This is a genomic window from Arthrobacter sp. NPDC092385 (assembly GCF_044755105.1).
Lineage (GTDB): Bacteria > Actinomycetota > Actinomycetes > Actinomycetales > Micrococcaceae > Arthrobacter_D.
In genome coordinates, this window is record NZ_JBIVQL010000016.1 from 44,529 (window position 1) to 60,681 (window position 16,153).

Consider the following 16,153-nt stretch of genomic DNA (forward strand, 5'->3'; position numbering starts at 1 on the left):
GACGTTGGCCTGGAATCGCGCACGGGCACCCGACGGGGCAAGATCATCCTGCCGCGCAGGAACGAAGCGGCCCTCGAGTGCAGCTGGTACTACGGGCGCTGGCTGTTCTGGTCCAACTCCTCGGACCTCAGCGTCTCCAAGTCCTCCTGATACCCGTGGTTGAAGGACTGCAGAATCTCGTGCATCAATCTGGTCGACTCCGGCAGGTCCTCGTCCGAGTCGTCGCCCTCCGTCTCCATCACGTCCGGCGTCAACATCTCCGTCCGCACGATCTCCTCGGCCTGCGTCCTCGAGGCGTTCAGCCGGCCCACCTTCTCCAGGTACGTCTCGCCCTCCGGATCCGGTCCCGCGATCTGGTACTGCAGCTCCCCTACCTGGTTCATCGCTTCCTCCCCCAGCTTCCGGAACCACTCGTCCGGGTCCGGGATCAGGGCGTACTGCGACGGAGCGGTCATCCTCCACGTCTCCTGCGCGAACTTGCCGTACTTGTTCATCGAGAACCTCCTCTGGTGGTGCGAAAAGAAATGCGTCTAGGTCGAGAGTTGCTTGTCCATCAATCTGGTTGCGCTTGCGCGATCGCGCCATCGTCGGTCCCCCTGGTGCCGGTGGAATACTGCCCCCACCGTACCCAGCGCCCGACCACTCACCGGGAAGGGTTCACAGACGCCAGCCTCAGTCCTCTAATCACCACTTCGTTGTCCCTTGTATCCGGTGCCGGCGAGTCCATCGGTGCGCAGTGCACGAATGATGGTGGAGCGGTGAACCTTGACCCTCTTCGCGATGGCTTCAACAGTCCACTTCTCCTCCAGCCTCACGTCGTCGCGCTTCCACGACGACGTGAGGCTGGAGGCGCGGCGGGCGGCCACCCTTCCCTGTAGCGACAGCGAGACCGGCCTTCGTACGCTCCCGGATCCGCTCGCGTTCCATCTCCGCGACGCTGGCTATGATGTCGGACATCAACCGACCCGATACCCGCGGTGAGTGATTGGAACATGATGAACGTGGTCCGCTCCTGATGAAATGGCCAGCTTTAGTGGTAGTTGTTCTAGTGACCCCAAGGGAGACTGTGCTTAGTCATCGTCATCATCAGGGCCTGCTCCTGGGACCTCCATGAAAACTGTTCGGAGGTTGTCTTCCGTGAGGTGCCACCGAGTCCCGCTCTTCACGGTTTGACTCCAGATCGGCTTGAAGACACTGAGCATCGACCGGTAGGTGGGAATCATCTGTCTGTGAGAGTTTCCCCTCTCCCGGCTGTTCATGAAGTGTGCCTGCTCTTCCCATCGGCCGTTTTTGACCAGGAATCTCGTGTAACTAAGCAACCGATGCTCTACTGCGTGGTTGGCGTCGAATCCGCGGAAGGATCCATACCGCTGATTGATACCGAGCTTGCTCCATCCATTCTCTTCCTCGGTGCCGAGGGCATCGACGCTTGCGTTGATGATGCGGAACATGTCGAGGATGTCCCATACCAACTCACACTGGGCGCGGGACATCGGCGGGTTGATGCCGGCAAACTCATCGGAGTAGTCGCCTTCGAACCCGTGCTCGAGGATCTGAATCTGCCGCACCTCCTCCTCAACGTCGTAGTACTCCGCGGAGAGGTTCCCTTGAGCAGCCATCACCGCCCGGTGTAGGTGCACCAAAACCCTGCGCTGGAAGGGCGAGAGATCAATGTCGTCGGTGTCAGGAGGGCGAGGACTCTCAAGCTCCTCCGTTTGAGCGAACATCAGATGGTTCTCTAATGCGTTGCGGATATAAGTGCTGACAGTAAGCCCTTTGCTTTCCGCTTCGTCAGAAATACGATCCCGAAGATTCTCATCCAACCGAATAGTGACTGTAGCCATTCCTGCACCTCTTCAATGAACAACCGCTGTGTACGTGTAAGACAGTATGCGCTTGCGTAATTACAGGCGCAAGCCCTACAGTAGGAGGACGGCATGCAAGGTGTGCCTGAAGGTCTTCTCAGGTGAAGGGTGTTGGCATGCGAGTTGGGGTGTACGTGGATGCGTTCAACCTGTACTACGGGGGCAAGGGGCACTGTGGCGCGTCTACCCAGGGGTGGAGGTGGCTCGACGTACGGGCGTTCTCGGAGGCCGTCATCAACACCTACCTGCACAGGGCCACTGCGCAGGGCTGGAATGGTGCAGCCATCTGGGGCAACGCGACCATCGACCGCTTGGTGTACTGCACCGCCCCCATCAGCGCCGCGTCTGATCCAACCGGATCTCAGCACCAGGACGCATACATCAAAGCCCTGCTCGGTAGTGGCTCAGCGGACAAGGTCGAGCGCGGCTACTACCAGCAGAAGGTCAAATCCGCCCCGCTGGCAGTGCGGGGCAAAAACAACAAACCTCAACTCGTCAGCTCGGCGTGGCCGATTATGGTCAAGGACGCGGCAGGCGTTGACGTGCCGAACGCCAACTTCCTGGTGTCCTACCTCCACACTGAGGAAAAAGGCAGTGACGTCAACGTCGCATCGCACCTGCTCATCGACGCCCTCACCGCACAGGTCGACGCGGTCATGATCATCTCGAACGACAGCGACCTCCGCTTCCCCGTTGAACATGTTCGAACCCTCATGCCCACAGCAGTAGTCAACCCCAGTACGGGCTTTACCGCCGGCGCGCTCCAGATTCCGAAGTTGGACATACCTACGTCGGATCACTGGAACTGGCAGGTAGCGTCCACTCACTTCACGTCCAACCAGTTGCCTCCTACAGTCGGAACCATCACTCGCCCGGTTGGTTGGTAGACCAGCTGGTAGATCGCAGCACATGCCCCTGTACTCCACGCGCGAGTTGCAGTGTCTTACAGTATGCAATAAGCTAGTTGTATAACTCACCCGGTCCCTCGTTGGGCCGGGTTTTTTTCTGCCCGGATGAGTGCGTGTGCGATTCGGGCATCGCTGCGACCGCGGACCTGGGTCCCGCGGTCGCCATGGGGAGGGTCTGAAGTGAGCGCAGACGACGATGATCGAATGGAAGCGACCTCTACCTTGGAGTACATCCAGGAGAGCGCTTTTCCAACCGACTTGCCGCTGTTCGACGTGCTATCCAAATTTTGGTCCGAGCTGAAGCGAATCCTCCCGGCAAACCACCTCCATGTCATCGACCCCTACGTGCTCGATGCTGGAGGTGCGGACCCTGAGATTTACGCAGGGAACGTCGCTGCTCTCCTGAAACCCGCACTTGAGAACGTCAGCTCGGTAACCTTCGTGCACGGCAAAATCCGTGAGGGGGTCCAGGATTTCCTCCGTCAGGACATCGCCCTAATCAACCCGTCGCTGTCCGTTCAGCTTCACAAGGGACGAGAGATGCACTCGCGGCACCTGGTCACGGACCGCTCGCGAGCCGTCCGTATGGAATTTTCTTTCAACCGCATAGGCAAAGTCTTCGGGACCGTATCTTTCGTTGACGATGCTGACGATATCGAAGGGATCCTGCAAGAAGTTGAACGTTTGCATCCACACACTGCCCCCTAAGGCTCAGCATCCGACCGGTCGGCTCGTCCTGCGACAAAGCTCCAATCGCCAGCACGGTCGCGTTGACTCGTCGTGTTCATTGGCGTAGGGACATCCCCGAAGTACCCTGCGTGCCGGCTCATAATGGCCGGTCGCAACTCTAAGGCTGTAAAAACATGGAAAGCGGACGCCCTCAACGGCGTTCTTGCCCTGGCACCCTGTCGCGCTTGATCAGAGTGCAACCGCGGAACCTGAGCCTCACCGCACTAGCTCTGCCGGCTGCCATGCGATCTCTCGCCGGACTGCTTCCCCAAGGATCCTTGACACTGCGGCGTATTCGTCGTTGAGGTTTGCCAACTTTGCAAAGGCACCATTTTCCAGGCGATCCCCGACCAGCCCCTCCAAATCCTTCGGTGACGTTGTCAGGCGTACTGTCAGTTCAATCAATCCGTCGACGGCATCACGAACATCAGAATCGAGGATCCTGCTCGCGAGACGACGGACCTCGACTTGGTTGACAAACATGTCGTTACTCAGGGCGTCGGGCAGTTGAGTGTATTTCCCCTGTCGAGCCTGCATGTGATCGAAGTGCATTGCCTGTCCGGCAAAACGAGCCATCGCCTGGACAGCATCTTGTAGCGCAAGCATCGTCTCGCGCTGGAGCGCCCGTCTGCCATCGTCAAGCTGAGCTCCGCGATCTAAGACTCGCAGTCGTGATTCGCGTTGCATGGTGCGCTCATCTCTACGACGCTCATTGAGCCCTGCAAGCAAGTAGCCACCTATGGATGCGACTAGGGTCGCGATGGCGACGATCATTTGGTTCACTAACGACGGGTCCATGTCCCCACTTCCTGTAGCCCACCATTTTGTCAGCAGTCCGCGGTACAAGCTTCGATCACTGCGGAACGTCCTCACTTCCTCCTAGATTGAGGTAGCGATACACCGTCGCTCGGCTGGCACCGATGATCTTCCCAATGTCAGCGGGGGCGAGCCCTTGGGCTTTAAGGTCTCGGGCTCGTCTGACCTTCGCGTGATCAATCGTGATCTCCCGTCTGCCGACCTTCCGCCCATGTTCGGCGGCCGCGGCCATACCGGCCCTGGTCCGTTCAGCGAGCTGGTCACGCTTCAGCTGCGCGAAGGCGGACATCACCGTGAGCATGGCCCTACCCATCGGTCCGGTTGTACTGATGCCCTCGGTGATGCTGCGGAAGTGCACTCCCCTGTACTCCAGGTCATCGATGAGGGCCAACAGGTTGCGGGTGTTGCGCCCCAGGCGGTCCAGCTTCCACACCACGACCTCGTCACCGCTTTGTAGGTGGTCGAGGAGCTTGTCGAGCTCCGGCCGGCTGGCACTCGTTCCGCTCACGCCGTGGTCGGTGAAGATCCGGTCGCACCCCGCTGCCGTGAGTGCTGCTTGCTGCAGATCTGCGTTCTGCTCCAAGGTGCTGACCCTGGCATACCCGATGCTTCCCATCCTCGTGCTCCTGACGCTCATCAAAGGCTTTTTTCTGCTTTGATGAGAATACGCGACGTGAGACACATTGCTGAGACGAGAGGACGGCTCTAATTCCTCGCCGCTTCTAGGAACATCCACACCGGCCAGCAGCTCTCCCGTCCGTCCGATCAAAGGATCCTTTGATGATCCGACAACAAGTCTTTGACCATGTCACTAATTGACATGGTTGAGCTGTCGGGCTTGTTAGTGAATGTTTTTGCTGACGGTTATCGGTTGGGCGTCAGTGAACGTGCTTTCGGGTGTGGCGCGGGTGTGGCTGGTGATCCAGTTGGTGAGGTGTTCGGGGCTGAGGGGTCTGCTGTAGTGGTATCCCTGTGCGAGGTCGCACCCCATGGTGATCAGGGTGGAGCGTTGGTTGTCTGTTTCGACTCCTTCGGCGACGGCTCTGATGCCTACGGCGTGGGCGAGCTGGATGCAGCTCGCGACGATCGCGCTGTCACCGTCGTTGCTGCCGAGCCCGCTGACGAAGGACCGGTCGATTTTGAGTTCGTCGATGGGGAAGTCTTTGAGGTAGGTCAGGCTCGCGTAGCCTGTGCCGAAGTCGTCGATGGCCAGGCCTACGCCTAGTGCTTTGAGAGCGGTGAGCACCGTGAGTGCGACCGCCGGGTTGTCCATGAGGGCAGTTTCGGTGATTTCCAGGGTCAGCATATGAGGATCGAAGTCGTGCCGGGCGAGGGCGGCTTCGACGATCCCGGTGAGTTGTGGGTCGATGAGTTGGCGGGCGGAGAGGTTCACTGCGATTTCGATTGGTGTGTGCACCGCCGTCGATGTACTCCAGTGGGCGCCCTGCTTGATGGCTTCATTGAGCACCCAGGCTCCCAGGTCACGGATGAGTCCGGATTCCTCGGCCAGGTCGATGAAGTCGATTGGTTGTAGGAGGCCTCGTACCGGGTGTTCCCAGCGGACGAGTGCTTCGACGCCGTTGATGATGCTCGTCGCGACGTCCATGCGGGGTTGGTAGTGGACGCGCAGCTGTCCGGTCTCGATGCCGTGGCGGAGTTCTCCGAGGAGGCGCATTCGGTTTACTGCCGGATCGGACTCGGAGGGGTCGTGGACGTCCCAGGTGTTGCGGCCGCGCGCTTTCGCTCGATACATGGCAATATCAGCTCGCCGCAGCAGCCGATCGGCATCGGCACCCTGGTCATCGGTGAGGGCAATGCCGATACTTGCGGAACAGATGACTTCCAGGCCCTCGATAATCATCGGACTGTTTACTGTTTCGAGCAGCCGCTGGGCCAGTACTGTCGCATCGGACAGAGCACTGACCTGCTCGATCACGACGAATTCGTCTCCAGCGAACCGAGCGACGGTCCCAGTATCCCGTATGGCTGAGGAGAGCCGCCGCGCCACGATGTTCAGTAGCTCATCCCCTGCGTTGTGTCCGAGGCTGTCATTGACCGACTTGAAATGGTCGAGGTCGACGAACAGGACGGCGACCTTCATGCTGGGCAGTGGCTCGGCGATGTCCCGTTCGAGGATGGCCGCCAGACCCGCCCTGTTTGGCAGCCCGGTGAGGGAGTCGTGCAGTGCGAGGTGTTGCAGGCCGGCCTCGGCACGAACGCTGCGGACTTCGGACTCTTCCGCGCGCCGGCGGGCCGCAACAAGTTCGAGCTCGTACTGACGGCGTTCATGAGCGCTGAAGATGATGACCCGGATCTCCACACGCCCGTCGGAACGAATTGACCGGACGGCTGTGAGCAGGGCGGCCCGGCGGCGTCCTGCCGCGTCGAGGATCTCGAGGGACACCTCGGACACGGTTCCGGTGAGCTGCATCTGAGGTGCACTGTGAGTTGAGTGGAGAAGACGGTCCCCTATCGGCATCAGCCGGGGAAGAGAAGTCCCAAGGACCTCGTCGCTGCTGTACCCCGTCCAGGTCAGAAAGCTCGCGTTGGCCGCGATGATCGTCCACGCCTCATCAGTGATCAGATAGCTGGACGGCGCCTCCTGGAACAGTTGCTCGTAATCCGTGTCCGACGTCATGAGAAGCCTGTTATCTGGTGCTGCAGGTACTGCAGGATGGCTTGTGCTGTTTCCTGCGGGGCGCTGGCCTGGGGTACATGTCCGGTCGCTGCGAGTTCGACGAGCGTGCTGACTGCCAGTCGCTCGTTCAGGTAGCGGCCTACCTCGGGGGGCGCGAGCATGTCATCGGAGCATTGAAGGATCAACGCCGGAGTGGCCAGGGCAGTCAGATGTGAGCGTATGTCGGAGAGAAAACTGACTCTCGCGAAGTTTCGTGCAGTGTCAGGGTTGGTTCGGCAGAAACTCGCCTCGAGCTCATCCGTCAATTCAGGTGTATCAGGGTTACCCATGATGATGGGGGCGAGTGAGGCGGACCAGGAGAAGTAGTTGCTGTCCAGCGATTCCAGAAGCCCATCAATGTCCTGCCGGGTGAAGCCACCAACATAGCCCGCGGACGGATCATCAATGTAGGACGGGGACGGCGCTACCAGGACCAGCCCACGAAACCTATCGGCGTCCGCGATGGCAGCCTCGATCGCCATCATGGTCGCGACGCTATGTGCGACGAGGACGACGTTGTGGAGGTCGAGCTCACGGCACAGGGCGAGCAGATCCGCGACATAACCATCGAGAGTCGAGTACTTCTCGGGATCGTACTGGTCCAGGTCAGAGAGCCCCGAGCCCATATGGTCGAACGACACGATCCGGTACCGGTCCTCGAAGTACGGGATGACTCGATGCCACATGCTCTGATCGCACCCAAAACCATGGGCAAACAGCAGCACCGACCCATCGGGCCGACCACTGAATCTGACGTGGTGCCGATCTATGAGGTTCGAGACGCCAGCATGCAAAGCAAATCTGCTTTCTAATCGAGGAGAGCGAGGGCGTGAGGACGAGGGTCCACTAGCGGCTATCGGCACTTACGCACTCACCGTCAACGAACAAGGGTTCGCACCACCGCTGACGTTCGCACAGTCTTACGATCAGGCATGAACGAACTCCCCAGCAGGCTAGAAGGACGTACATCCTCGGCACAATCGATCAGCCGTTCTGGCGACTGATGTGTGGACACCCTTCTCGCCGACGCTACAACGGGCACCCCGAGCTAGTCAGAAAACTGGGTAAAACCTGACCGAACGCTGATTCTCCGAAGCTCCAACTGCGACCGTTTCTCGCACAGATCTTCACCACTACGGCCTACTATCACCCCGATCGGAGGTGGCGCGGTTCCCTCATAAAACGATCCCTTGACTGGACAGCTGAATCAGCTTGCCAACGGCTAGAAGTGGCCCACGATTGGGGTTGTTCTTCAGTCGGACAGTCTCGTATCGATGTGTCGCATTTGGTTCGTCTCATTCGGACCAACGTAACCCTTAGATGAGTCGGAGGTCGATGAGACGGTGAGACGATGATGGTGGTCCTGCAGTGAGTGGTTCGCCTACAGGTAACGGCTATGGGTTGAACGTCCAGGACGAACCGATCGCTAGTACCGACCGGAGAGCGCCCATTGGGACAGTCGCTTCCGGATGCCTTGAGCGAAGTTGGGTGCCCCGGAGTCGACTAGTGCGTCGTGAAGGGTCTTGGACCCTTCACGCTTTGACCAGTAGTTGCATTGCTTCTTAGTTGCTGTGCTGACGGCATCAGGCCTTCTTTGCTCGATCAGACACAACATGTCGTCGGGGGTCAGGATCTCGAACTCGACGCTGTCCGCAAAGCCTTCGAAATCCGAGATGTTGGACGTGACGAGATAGTCGACGCGTCCATGTATGGCTGCGGCCAGGACATGTGCGTCGAACTTGTCCTCACCCGCAAGGAACATGGGGTCGATCGAGTAGTTGGAGACAATCGCGTTGGGGAAGGAGTCCGTGAGGCGTTGTCGCCATTGGCCAATCTGGGCGTCCGACGCACCAGGCTCTTGACGTCTGCGGTTGTAAATGAACTCTGCCAGTACGTCTTCGCTCCACCGGAGGTCGATGCCTTCGATCCCGGAGTTCAGTGAAAGTAGACAGAACCAGTCGCGCAGAGTCCGGGGGTAGATAACGCTCGTGTCTAGGAAGATGAGAGTGGCCCCCGGCTGCATGGGCTCAGCCTATGCGCATCGGGGGCCACTCGAACAGGATTGTCAGTCCTGGTTGAAGCTCATTGCATCTTCGAAATCGCGCAGCGAATCGAATGAATCACGCTGCTTGGTAAGGCGGGCTTCGGCGAAGGCGCGTACGTTGGCGCGATCGAAGCGTGTGTGGGAACCGACCTTGTGTGATGCTATGTCTCCATTGGCGGCAAGTTTGAGCAAGGTCGGCCGAGAGATGCCAAGCGTCTTAGCGGCCTCCACACTTGTCATCGCTTTCGAGAGCTGAGTGATACCGATGGATTGACCGGACGCCGCCAGTCTGAGGATCGTTTGTAGTAGGTTGCTGAGGTCTTCAGGCACAGTCACAGCCTCCCCTGCAGATGACTCGATGCGGATGGTGAGATCCTGGGCGTCTACTTCATTGAAACGACGCGAAACCTCTTTGGCTTCAGCGGTTTGAGTAGATGTGACGTCGATGGTTCGAACGTTCTGGATGGCAGTAAGAGCAGCCATGAGTAGGTCTCCTTTTTCACTTGTATCCAGCATGTGCCATATCTGCAATAAGTGCAAGTGCTGCATTGGTGGTTGCTGTAGCGAGTCGCAGCTGCAGCGGATCACGCCTTAAAGAGCATCAAGTGGGTCATTGCGGCGCGCCGGGGGCCCTGCCCTCAGGGGTGACTAGGTCATCAGAGTCGTGCAGAAGCGCGCTGGTGCCGGTAGAGCGTTGCTCGGCTCCACCCGACGAGTCGGGCAGCTTCCTCCGCGGTGCGTCCCTTCGCCCGGGCATCGGCGGCGATGGCAAGCTTGTCCGCGACGACCCTCGGATTCATGGTTGGCCGACCGAACTTCGTGCCGTTCTGTTTAGAGGCGGCGATGCCTGCATTGATGCGTTCCACGATCAGCTCCCGCTCGTATTCGGCCAAGGTGGCGAGCATGTTGAGCATCAGCCGTCCGGTCGACGTCGTCGGGTCAATCCCGTCCGACAGGGATCGGACAAGGATGCCGCGGTCGCGGAGCGTATTCACCGTATTGAGGACGTCGATGAGGGAACGGCCGAGTCGGTCGACGCGCCACACCACGACGGTGTCGCCCTCGTCGGCGTACTCGAGGAGCTTTTTCATGCCGGGCCGTTCAATCGCGGCCCTTGTCCCCGAGGTCACATCAGCGAACACATCACGTTTGTGCACGCCTGCAGCGACCAGTGCGTCGAGCTGCAACTGCGCGTCCTGGCTGGACGTGCTGACTCTGGTGTACCCGAGATGCCTCATCCCGCCATTCTGACTCATAAACCCCGAATGCGAGGACTTCTAAGACGAAACCCAGTGAGACAAGTTTCCGAGACAAAAGGAGGCCCGGAATCTCGAGGAATTGGTTGTTCCGTGCGGGGTGGGTCCAGTTGTCTCAGAAAGCTTTAGGTTTATGAGACGCACGAAGACGGGCCCCGCGGTCCGTTTCGGTGTTCCGCATAGGGGATGTTCACCGGGCATTAAGTCGGGCAGGTCTTACGGGAATGGGACCGCCTGTAGCGAGTAGGACGAGGCGGTCAGCTCGAGGTCGGGCGTGGGTGTGCCGATGGGGGGCGGCTTACGGGCTACCGAAGGTAGCCCGAGCACAACACAAGCGAACCTACACGTAGGTCCCGCCATCTACACGTAGTTGTGTTAGAATACACGTAGAACACGTAGGAGGTGGATCCGTATGAAATCGGTGATCGACTCGGACGGGCTGACGTTGCCGTTGGAGATTCGAAATGTTGGCGTCGTGGATGATGCCGGTGGCTCGCACTTCGAGTGCCAAATGACCGGCGCTTATCTCGTGGATCTCTACCGCTCGGGACTGCTCACACTTACAGGCAACATCAGGCCAGAGCACAACCGTGACCAGGTGACTGGCAAGACGAAAATGAAAATCCAGAAGTGGACGCGTGAGCTTTTGGACAACAACGCAATTATTGGCAACATCTCGGTCCGCCTGAATCCAGACCGTGCCAAGTCTGAGGTGTGGAATGACGAAGAAACTGGCGACACCTGCCTGACCATACGTGAGGGAGTTCTCGACTGCGCCGTCGATTCCCTCTCACGAATCAAGGCGATTCTTTCGGCCGCTGAGAACCCGCTGGCGAGCTTCAATCTCGACACCCGGTTCCAAGTCCGCATCTGGCTGCTTAATGACATCGACGCTAAGAAGGTCGCAACGATTTACAACACCCGCGGCGATAAGGTCAATGACTCCACCGCGAAGTACGCGTACTCCGAGACGCAGGAGCAGGAGCTGGCACGCCGTCTGGTGAACCACAGCCCTCACCTCGGCCAAGACAACGTAGAGGTTCTTTCCAATTCCGTGTCGGCCAGCTCGCACAAGCTGACGGCATTCAACACCATCAGCAAGGCGATCGAGTCGTTTTGGAAGGGTGGCCCGGTTACAGCCGCCGATCTGGACGAGCAGTCCGAGTGGTTGATTGATGCGTGGGATGCTCTCGTCGACGTGCGACCCGAGTTTGGGAAGCTCTCGACTCCCGCCAGGCAGAGTTACCGTCGAAACTCGATCTCGTCGACGGCCGTTGCAATCTTCGGCCTCATTGGAGCGATGTCGGTGATGTACGCCGAGGGTGTCGACCCCCAGGAGGCCTTCCCAAAGTTGCAGCAGGCGACGGGTCCGGACATTTTCGCGATCGACAATCCGGTCTGGAGAAATGTTGGTGTTGTTACGCCGTCAGGAACTGCAGGAAAGTTCAGCACCCGCAACAGCTTCCCAGCACGACGGGCTGCGACACGCGTTTTACGCACGGCGATGGGCTTGTCACCTGAGGACGATGAATGACGCGCCCTTACCCCAAATTTGTACAGGCCGCCGGCCTGACCTTGCTGCCCGCACCCACGGGTACGCAAGCTCCCAATATTGGTCGTGCCCCCTCGAGGTCGTTCGAGAGGGCACGGAGTCACTTGGCAGTGGACTCTTGAAGGTACCGCACGTGGGTGGGGAAGGAGTATTTCGCATGGCTAAGAAGTCGCAGAACCGGGTGACCAGCAAGTCTGTTGCGTCGAAGGCCTCGAAGGCTCTCGCTGACGGGCGCTCCTCGAACCGAACGAAGAGCATCGCTGCTAGTGCGCTGTCACAGCGCAAGAAGTAGCACGCGCGGGTGCCCCTGCAACGACCTGCGGGGGCGCCGCTGTCTTGCTACCGATCAGTACTTCTCAACTTGAAGCGACAAAGCGTTGGCATGAGCACCAGTCGTCCTTTACCAGTAAACCGCAGTGCAATGACTAAGGAATGGAATGACGGAAAGATCAGTGGACGCCCGATCGGTGTTCGTGGTGCATGGACGCAACGAACTTTTACGAAAGGCGATGTTCGACTTCCTTCGAAGCATTAACCTCTCCCCTATGGAGTGGAGCCAAGCGGTGCGACTGACCGGAGAAGGGTCTCCCTATATCGGTCAGGTGCTCGACGCGGCTTTCTCCTACGCCGCGGCAATCGTCGTGCTGATGACTCCCGATGAAATCGCATACTTACAGCCTCAGTACGGCCGCGCCAACGACCCAGAGACTAAGCCGGCTGCGCAGGCCCGACCCAATGTGCTCTTCGAAGCGGGTATGGCGTTAGGCCGCGATCCTCGCCGCACCGTGTTGGTCGAGGTTGGCGACGTCCGCCCCTTCAGTGATGTCGCGGGCCGGCATGCCATCCGACTGACGAACGATCCTGCCCTTCGTCAAGAACTGGTGACCCGCCTTGAAACCGCAGGATGCGACGTAAATCTCCGCGGCGTCGACTGGCACACAACCGGAGATTTCACACCACCCCCGCCTCCCGGTGATGGCATTCCGCTCGGCCGCCGACTTCCATCGAACACGAACACCCGCAAACCGATCGACTTCGATGTGAAGTACTTCAATAAGGGCGGAAACCGCATCGACAAGTTGCAGATTATCAACCGCGGCACAGAAACAGCCTTCGACGTCGAGGTGTCGTTGCCCGAAGACGCAGGGCTTAAGCTCCAGGACACCCGAGTGATCAAGAAGATTCCTGGAGGGGGCAGAGCTGTAACTATCGATGTGATGGGCATGGGACGAATGTTTGGCGGCCCAGACCTCGAGGACGTATTCGACGTGACAATCTCCGCACGTAGCGAGGCGGGCGATCAGATTACGCAAGAAATCTTCTTGGACACCAATAGCTGAAAGGAACCAACTAATGAATGATGAGATTCGGGTGCCCGTGAACCTCCCACTCGACTCTGACGGTTTTCTCCGGCGAGAATGCCCAAACTGCGAGCGAGAATTTAAGTGGTTCAGCCACCAAGAGGGCGGTCCAGACGCCGAGGCTGTCGATCAATACTTCTGCCCACTATGCGGTGTGCCCGCGCACACGGACCAGTGGTGGACGCCGAGTCAGGTCGAGTACATGCGAGGTGTAAGTGGCCCCGCGGTGGACCGTTTCGTTCAGGACTCAGTCCAGCAGATGTTCAAGGGCATGAAGGGGATGAAGCTCGTACCCAATCGGTCGTTCTCTCTCGGGGTGGATACTCCTGACGCCCTTGCTGAACCAGACGACATGATAATTGCTGAGCCTCCGTGCCACCCTAACGAACCGGTTAAGGTTCCCGAGGAGAACCTTAAGCAGGTGCACTGCCTCGTGTGTGGTTCAGCGTTCACGGCGTAATCCACCTACTGGCGATCGAAACAGTCACTTGCCGCGCAACGAGGTGTTCATTGCAAATCTAGGGGCGGTACCACCATTTTCGGGTCTCGTTTGTAGGGCACGTGGAAGTGCCCGGAACGGGATCCCCAGCCGGACCAACCAGACGCTGTACTGACTTTTGACCCCGCCAATCACCCGTTCAGAACCCCGCCATATTGACGAAAAGTCACACACCAACCGAACCGTTCTGCGCTGTGGCGGTGGGGTGTACCCCACCGCCACAGCGCCTAGGAGCTAACCGCCTTGGTCGTCACCAGCTCCTCGCGTAGGGACATGCTTCTCAGGGTCAAACTCCTCAAACCCGGCGGGGATGGTACCGGTGATGTCTTCCGGCATAGCCGTGCCAGCTTTGCCAACATAGAACTTGGCTGCTTGCTCGAAGTGGGTCTCCGTCACCGTCACTTCCTCCGTGAACACCTCATCCGACAGTTCAAGTAGGCCAGCATCTTTGAGGTCCCTGATGAAGCGGAGCGTGAGGTGATTGCAGATAAGCCCGTTCGCGACGAGCATCGTTGCTGCTCTGAACCGCTCAGTAATGCCATAACGCGCTCCTGCAGCCCGTCTCTTCTTGTCTGCATGCACGACATCGCCATAGAACCAAGACATTCCTAGATCCGTGTCAACGATAGTTGACGTGCTATCACCTCCGACCCGTCTCATCTGCAGGAAGTAGCCCCGCTCCTTCCCAGGCGTCGGTGCGACCCTTTCCTGCCAGAGTCGTCTCATCTCCGCCAGGACGTCCTTCGCTTCTTGGTCCTGGCTGTCCTTCAAGAAATACCCGATGGCGTTGAGTGCCCTGCCCCAGTACACCGGATCCTCCTGAAGGATCAGAGGTCTAAGCCGCGCTGCAGCTGACTCCAACACTTCCTCGACTGGAAGGTCCTGCACAAGAAACTGTTCCCCCGTCTGTGGCACCACCCGCAACTTGATTTGCCCCGTAGATAGTGCCTGAACATGGGCAGGGTTGGACATCAAGGAATGAGCATCAACCCGCCGACTGCGCGCTACGAATGCCTCGAGGGTCTCGCGGTTGCTCGTTATTACGTCCTCCCGATCAACCACGCCTAGCTCTCCTCATCCAACTCCGCCGACCTGACTAGGTGAGGCCCATTGTTGCGGACTGATCCGACTTCTTTGCCGACGATCCGCGGGACGAGGCTGGGTTCGGGGATGGTGTCGATGAAGTGCTGCACCTGGCCCCGCTCGGTCATGGTCGGGTTCAGCCACTGATCCTGCAGATTCTTGGGGATGATGACTGGCGTCCGGTCGTGGATGTGCCCGAGCGCGTCGTGGGCGGCGCGGGTGAGGATTGTGGCGGTGACCAGCCACTTGTCCTCGGCGTCCTCGGGCTTGGCGGGGTCGGGCCAGAACTCGTACAGGCCGGCGAAGCCCAGCAGCTGGTCCTCGTCCTCGCCGTGGAGGTAGTGCGAGGTCTTCGTCCCATCCTCGTTCTTCTGCCACTCGTAGTACCCGTTCGCCGGCACCAGGGCCCGTCGCTTGGCGGCCGCCGTGCGGAAAGACGGCTTCTCCGTGACCGTCTCACTCCGGGCGTTGATCATCCTCGCCCCCGCTTTGGGTTCCTTCGACCAGACAGGGACCAGTCCCCAGCGGGCTATCTCGAGGCGGCGCACCAGCTCACCCTCGCGCAGCTGCTCGGACACGAACGGGATCCCCTGCATTGGCGCCACGTTCCACGACGGCTTCAGGTCGTCCTGGAAGGTCTCATCGACGCTGAACGCGTCCCGGATAGCGGCCTTGTTTCCGGCGATGACGAAGCGTCCACACATACCGCCATTCTGCCCGGCGAAACAGACACTTCGACCGCCCTCCCCTGCTTAGGCAGTCCAGTGCCGCGAGTAGTCAGGGTGGTTTCGCCAAGGTAGAGCTAGTAGCTCGAGGATCGTGCGCATGTAGTCCTGCTCCCCTGCCGGTTCGTAGTCCCAATCGATGCTCTGCACGTGAGCGACCAGGCGCTGTTTCGAGACACAGTCCGCGATGACCTTCTCCGGGCTCTGGTTCATGTTGTGGCAGGCCAGCGGATCCAGCAGCAGCTCGTGGCCGGCGACGTCGACAGACCGACCCGTGTCGGTCGCATGGCAGTTCCTGGTGTTGACGCCGAGGATCCCGCCGGCTCCTGGGTCGTGGAGTGCCTGGTAGGCAAGGTCGTGGTCTTCCGCGACGCGGGAGAGGATGAAGGCGGCGAGCTCGTCCATCCTGTGAGCCTACGATCCAGTGCTGGGGTTGCGGCAGAATGTCGCTGCCCCATCAGACTCATTTACTCAAACGAGTATTTGAGTAAATGAGTAAATGAGTCAGGCACTGGCGCCATTCTCCTACCGCGTCTGGTCTCAGGCGACTTCCCAAATAATCGAAGCTGTGTTCTATTTTTAAGCCTGCACGAGGGACGGCAGAGGATGAGGACGGCACCGGACGATGACAGCGCAAC

General features: G+C 59.2%; 20 protein-coding genes. 6 read left to right on the plus strand and 14 right to left on the minus strand.

Features of this window, described 5'->3' with window-relative positions:
• Positions 1 to 89: 89 nt before the first annotated feature.
• The 4 genes from ACIQCY_RS16050 to ACIQCY_RS16065 form a co-directional block, all read right to left on the minus strand.
• Positions 90 to 494 carry a hypothetical protein gene (locus tag ACIQCY_RS16050; protein ID WP_196597075.1) on the minus strand — a complete coding sequence of 135 codons (405 nt, stop codon included), beginning with the start codon at positions 492 to 494 and terminating at the stop codon, positions 90 to 92.
• Between the two features lie 186 nt (positions 495 to 680).
• Positions 681 to 866: a hypothetical protein gene (locus ACIQCY_RS16055; RefSeq protein WP_196597086.1), complete on the minus strand. Its 186-nt coding sequence runs from the start codon at positions 864 to 866 to the stop codon at positions 681 to 683.
• Positions 787 to 957 carry a recombinase family protein gene (locus tag ACIQCY_RS16060; protein WP_158504539.1) on the minus strand — a complete coding sequence of 57 codons (171 nt, stop codon included), beginning with the start codon at positions 955 to 957 and terminating at the stop codon, positions 787 to 789. The genes ACIQCY_RS16055 and ACIQCY_RS16060 overlap by 80 nt, the downstream gene beginning before the upstream one ends.
• A 113-nt stretch (positions 958 to 1,070) precedes the next feature.
• Positions 1,071 to 1,727, minus strand: coding sequence for a YfbU family protein (locus tag ACIQCY_RS16065; protein ID WP_196597074.1), 657 nt, complete (start codon positions 1,725 to 1,727; stop codon positions 1,071 to 1,073).
• Positions 1,728 to 1,999: 272 nt separating this feature from the next.
• On the opposite strand from ACIQCY_RS16065, the gene ACIQCY_RS16070 reads away from it, so the two are divergent.
• A complete protein-coding gene (locus ACIQCY_RS16070; RefSeq protein WP_196597073.1) occupies positions 2,000 to 2,752 on the plus strand; it encodes a hypothetical protein in 753 nt (250 codons plus the stop codon).
• A 201-nt stretch (positions 2,753 to 2,953) separates the two neighbouring features.
• Positions 2,954 to 3,481, plus strand: a complete 528-nt coding sequence (locus ACIQCY_RS16075; protein WP_158504536.1) for a hypothetical protein — start codon at positions 2,954 to 2,956, stop codon at positions 3,479 to 3,481.
• Positions 3,482 to 3,718: 237 nt separating this feature from the next.
• Here ACIQCY_RS16075 and ACIQCY_RS16080 read toward each other — a convergent pair whose 3' ends face one another.
• The 7 genes from ACIQCY_RS16080 to ACIQCY_RS16110 form a co-directional block, all read right to left on the minus strand.
• A complete protein-coding gene (locus ACIQCY_RS16080; protein ID WP_196597072.1) occupies positions 3,719 to 4,300 on the minus strand; it encodes a hypothetical protein in 582 nt (193 codons plus the stop codon).
• Between the two features lie 55 nt (positions 4,301 to 4,355).
• Positions 4,356 to 5,087, minus strand: a complete 732-nt coding sequence (locus ACIQCY_RS16085; RefSeq protein ID WP_400484865.1) for a recombinase family protein — start codon at positions 5,085 to 5,087, stop codon at positions 4,356 to 4,358.
• A gap of 72 nt (positions 5,088 to 5,159) precedes the next feature.
• A complete protein-coding gene (locus ACIQCY_RS16090; protein WP_400484866.1) occupies positions 5,160 to 6,956 on the minus strand; it encodes a putative bifunctional diguanylate cyclase/phosphodiesterase in 1,797 nt (598 codons plus the stop codon).
• Positions 6,953 to 7,720, minus strand: coding sequence for an alpha/beta fold hydrolase (locus ACIQCY_RS16095; protein ID WP_400484867.1), 768 nt, complete (start codon positions 7,718 to 7,720; stop codon positions 6,953 to 6,955). The genes ACIQCY_RS16090 and ACIQCY_RS16095 overlap by 4 nt, the downstream gene beginning before the upstream one ends.
• A 701-nt stretch (positions 7,721 to 8,421) precedes the next feature.
• A complete protein-coding gene (locus tag ACIQCY_RS16100; RefSeq protein WP_158505792.1) occupies positions 8,422 to 9,018 on the minus strand; it encodes a PIN domain-containing protein in 597 nt (198 codons plus the stop codon).
• Between the two features lie 42 nt (positions 9,019 to 9,060).
• Positions 9,061 to 9,522: a helix-turn-helix domain-containing protein gene (locus ACIQCY_RS16105; protein WP_158505793.1), complete on the minus strand. Its 462-nt coding sequence runs from the start codon at positions 9,520 to 9,522 to the stop codon at positions 9,061 to 9,063.
• A 173-nt stretch (positions 9,523 to 9,695) separates the two neighbouring features.
• On the minus strand, positions 9,696 to 10,277 hold the full coding sequence (locus tag ACIQCY_RS16110; protein ID WP_400484868.1) for a recombinase family protein: 582 nt from the start codon (positions 10,275 to 10,277) through the stop codon (positions 9,696 to 9,698).
• A 430-nt stretch (positions 10,278 to 10,707) separates the two neighbouring features.
• Between ACIQCY_RS16110 and ACIQCY_RS16115 the strand changes: the two genes are divergently transcribed.
• The 4 genes from ACIQCY_RS16115 to ACIQCY_RS16130 all read left to right on the plus strand — a co-directional run bounded on the left by ACIQCY_RS16115 (position 10,708) and on the right by ACIQCY_RS16130 (position 13,668).
• The gene (locus ACIQCY_RS16115) at positions 10,708 to 11,829 is read left to right on the plus strand and encodes a DNA sulfur modification protein DndB (RefSeq protein ID WP_158505494.1); all 1,122 of its coding nucleotides are present in this window, start codon (positions 10,708 to 10,710) and stop codon (positions 11,827 to 11,829) included.
• A 175-nt stretch (positions 11,830 to 12,004) separates the two neighbouring features.
• Positions 12,005 to 12,139, plus strand: coding sequence for a hypothetical protein (locus ACIQCY_RS16120; protein WP_400484869.1), 135 nt, complete (start codon positions 12,005 to 12,007; stop codon positions 12,137 to 12,139).
• Positions 12,140 to 12,284: 145 nt separating this feature from the next.
• Entirely contained in the window at positions 12,285 to 13,187 is a 903-nt protein-coding gene (locus ACIQCY_RS16125; protein ID WP_158505493.1) for a nucleotide-binding protein, read from the plus strand.
• A 13-nt stretch (positions 13,188 to 13,200) separates the two neighbouring features.
• On the plus strand, positions 13,201 to 13,668 hold the full coding sequence (locus tag ACIQCY_RS16130; RefSeq protein WP_158505492.1) for a hypothetical protein: 468 nt from the start codon (positions 13,201 to 13,203) through the stop codon (positions 13,666 to 13,668).
• 273 nt (positions 13,669 to 13,941) lie between these two features.
• On the opposite strand, the gene ACIQCY_RS16135 is transcribed toward ACIQCY_RS16130, so the two are convergent.
• From ACIQCY_RS16135 to ACIQCY_RS16145, 3 genes are read right to left on the minus strand one after another with little or no spacing between them, the layout of a single operon-like run.
• On the minus strand, positions 13,942 to 14,769 hold the full coding sequence (locus ACIQCY_RS16135; protein WP_158505491.1) for a hypothetical protein: 828 nt from the start codon (positions 14,767 to 14,769) through the stop codon (positions 13,942 to 13,944).
• Between the two features lie 2 nt (positions 14,770 to 14,771).
• Positions 14,772 to 15,494: an SOS response-associated peptidase gene (locus ACIQCY_RS16140; protein ID WP_158505490.1), complete on the minus strand. Its 723-nt coding sequence runs from the start codon at positions 15,492 to 15,494 to the stop codon at positions 14,772 to 14,774.
• A 48-nt stretch (positions 15,495 to 15,542) separates the two neighbouring features.
• Positions 15,543 to 15,920 carry a DUF6221 family protein gene (locus tag ACIQCY_RS16145; RefSeq protein WP_400484870.1) on the minus strand — a complete coding sequence of 126 codons (378 nt, stop codon included), beginning with the start codon at positions 15,918 to 15,920 and terminating at the stop codon, positions 15,543 to 15,545.
• Between the last annotated feature and the right edge of the window lie 233 nt (positions 15,921 to 16,153).

Coding starts and splice junctions, on each gene's coding strand:
- ACIQCY_RS16050 (WP_196597075.1), bottom strand. CDS start 494: ATGAACAAGTACGGCAAGTTCGCGCAGGAGACGTGGAGGATGACCGCT.
- ACIQCY_RS16060 (WP_158504539.1), bottom strand. CDS start 957: ATGTCCGACATCATAGCCAGCGTCGCGGAGATGGAACGCGAGCGGATC.
- ACIQCY_RS16065 (WP_196597074.1), bottom strand. CDS start 1,727: ATGTTCGCTCAAACGGAGGAGCTTGAGAGTCCTCGCCCTCCTGACACC.
- ACIQCY_RS16080 (WP_196597072.1), bottom strand. CDS start 4,300: ATGGACCCGTCGTTAGTGAACCAAATGATCGTCGCCATCGCGACCCTA.
- ACIQCY_RS16090 (WP_400484866.1), bottom strand. CDS start 6,956: ATGACGTCGGACACGGATTACGAGCAACTGTTCCAGGAGGCGCCGTCC.
- ACIQCY_RS16100 (WP_158505792.1), bottom strand. CDS start 9,018: ATGCAGCCGGGGGCCACTCTCATCTTCCTAGACACGAGCGTTATCTAC.
- ACIQCY_RS16105 (WP_158505793.1), bottom strand. CDS start 9,522: ATGGCTGCTCTTACTGCCATCCAGAACGTTCGAACCATCGACGTCACA.
- ACIQCY_RS16110 (WP_400484868.1), bottom strand. CDS start 10,277: ATGAGGCATCTCGGGTACACCAGAGTCAGCACGTCCAGCCAGGACGCG.
- ACIQCY_RS16115 (WP_158505494.1), top strand. CDS start 10,708: ATGAAATCGGTGATCGACTCGGACGGGCTGACGTTGCCGTTGGAGATT.
- ACIQCY_RS16120 (WP_400484869.1), top strand. CDS start 12,005: ATGGCTAAGAAGTCGCAGAACCGGGTGACCAGCAAGTCTGTTGCGTCG.
- ACIQCY_RS16125 (WP_158505493.1), top strand. CDS start 12,285: ATGACGGAAAGATCAGTGGACGCCCGATCGGTGTTCGTGGTGCATGGA.
- ACIQCY_RS16130 (WP_158505492.1), top strand. CDS start 13,201: ATGAATGATGAGATTCGGGTGCCCGTGAACCTCCCACTCGACTCTGAC.
- ACIQCY_RS16140 (WP_158505490.1), bottom strand. CDS start 15,494: ATGTGTGGACGCTTCGTCATCGCCGGAAACAAGGCCGCTATCCGGGAC.
- ACIQCY_RS16145 (WP_400484870.1), bottom strand. CDS start 15,920: ATGGACGAGCTCGCCGCCTTCATCCTCTCCCGCGTCGCGGAAGACCAC.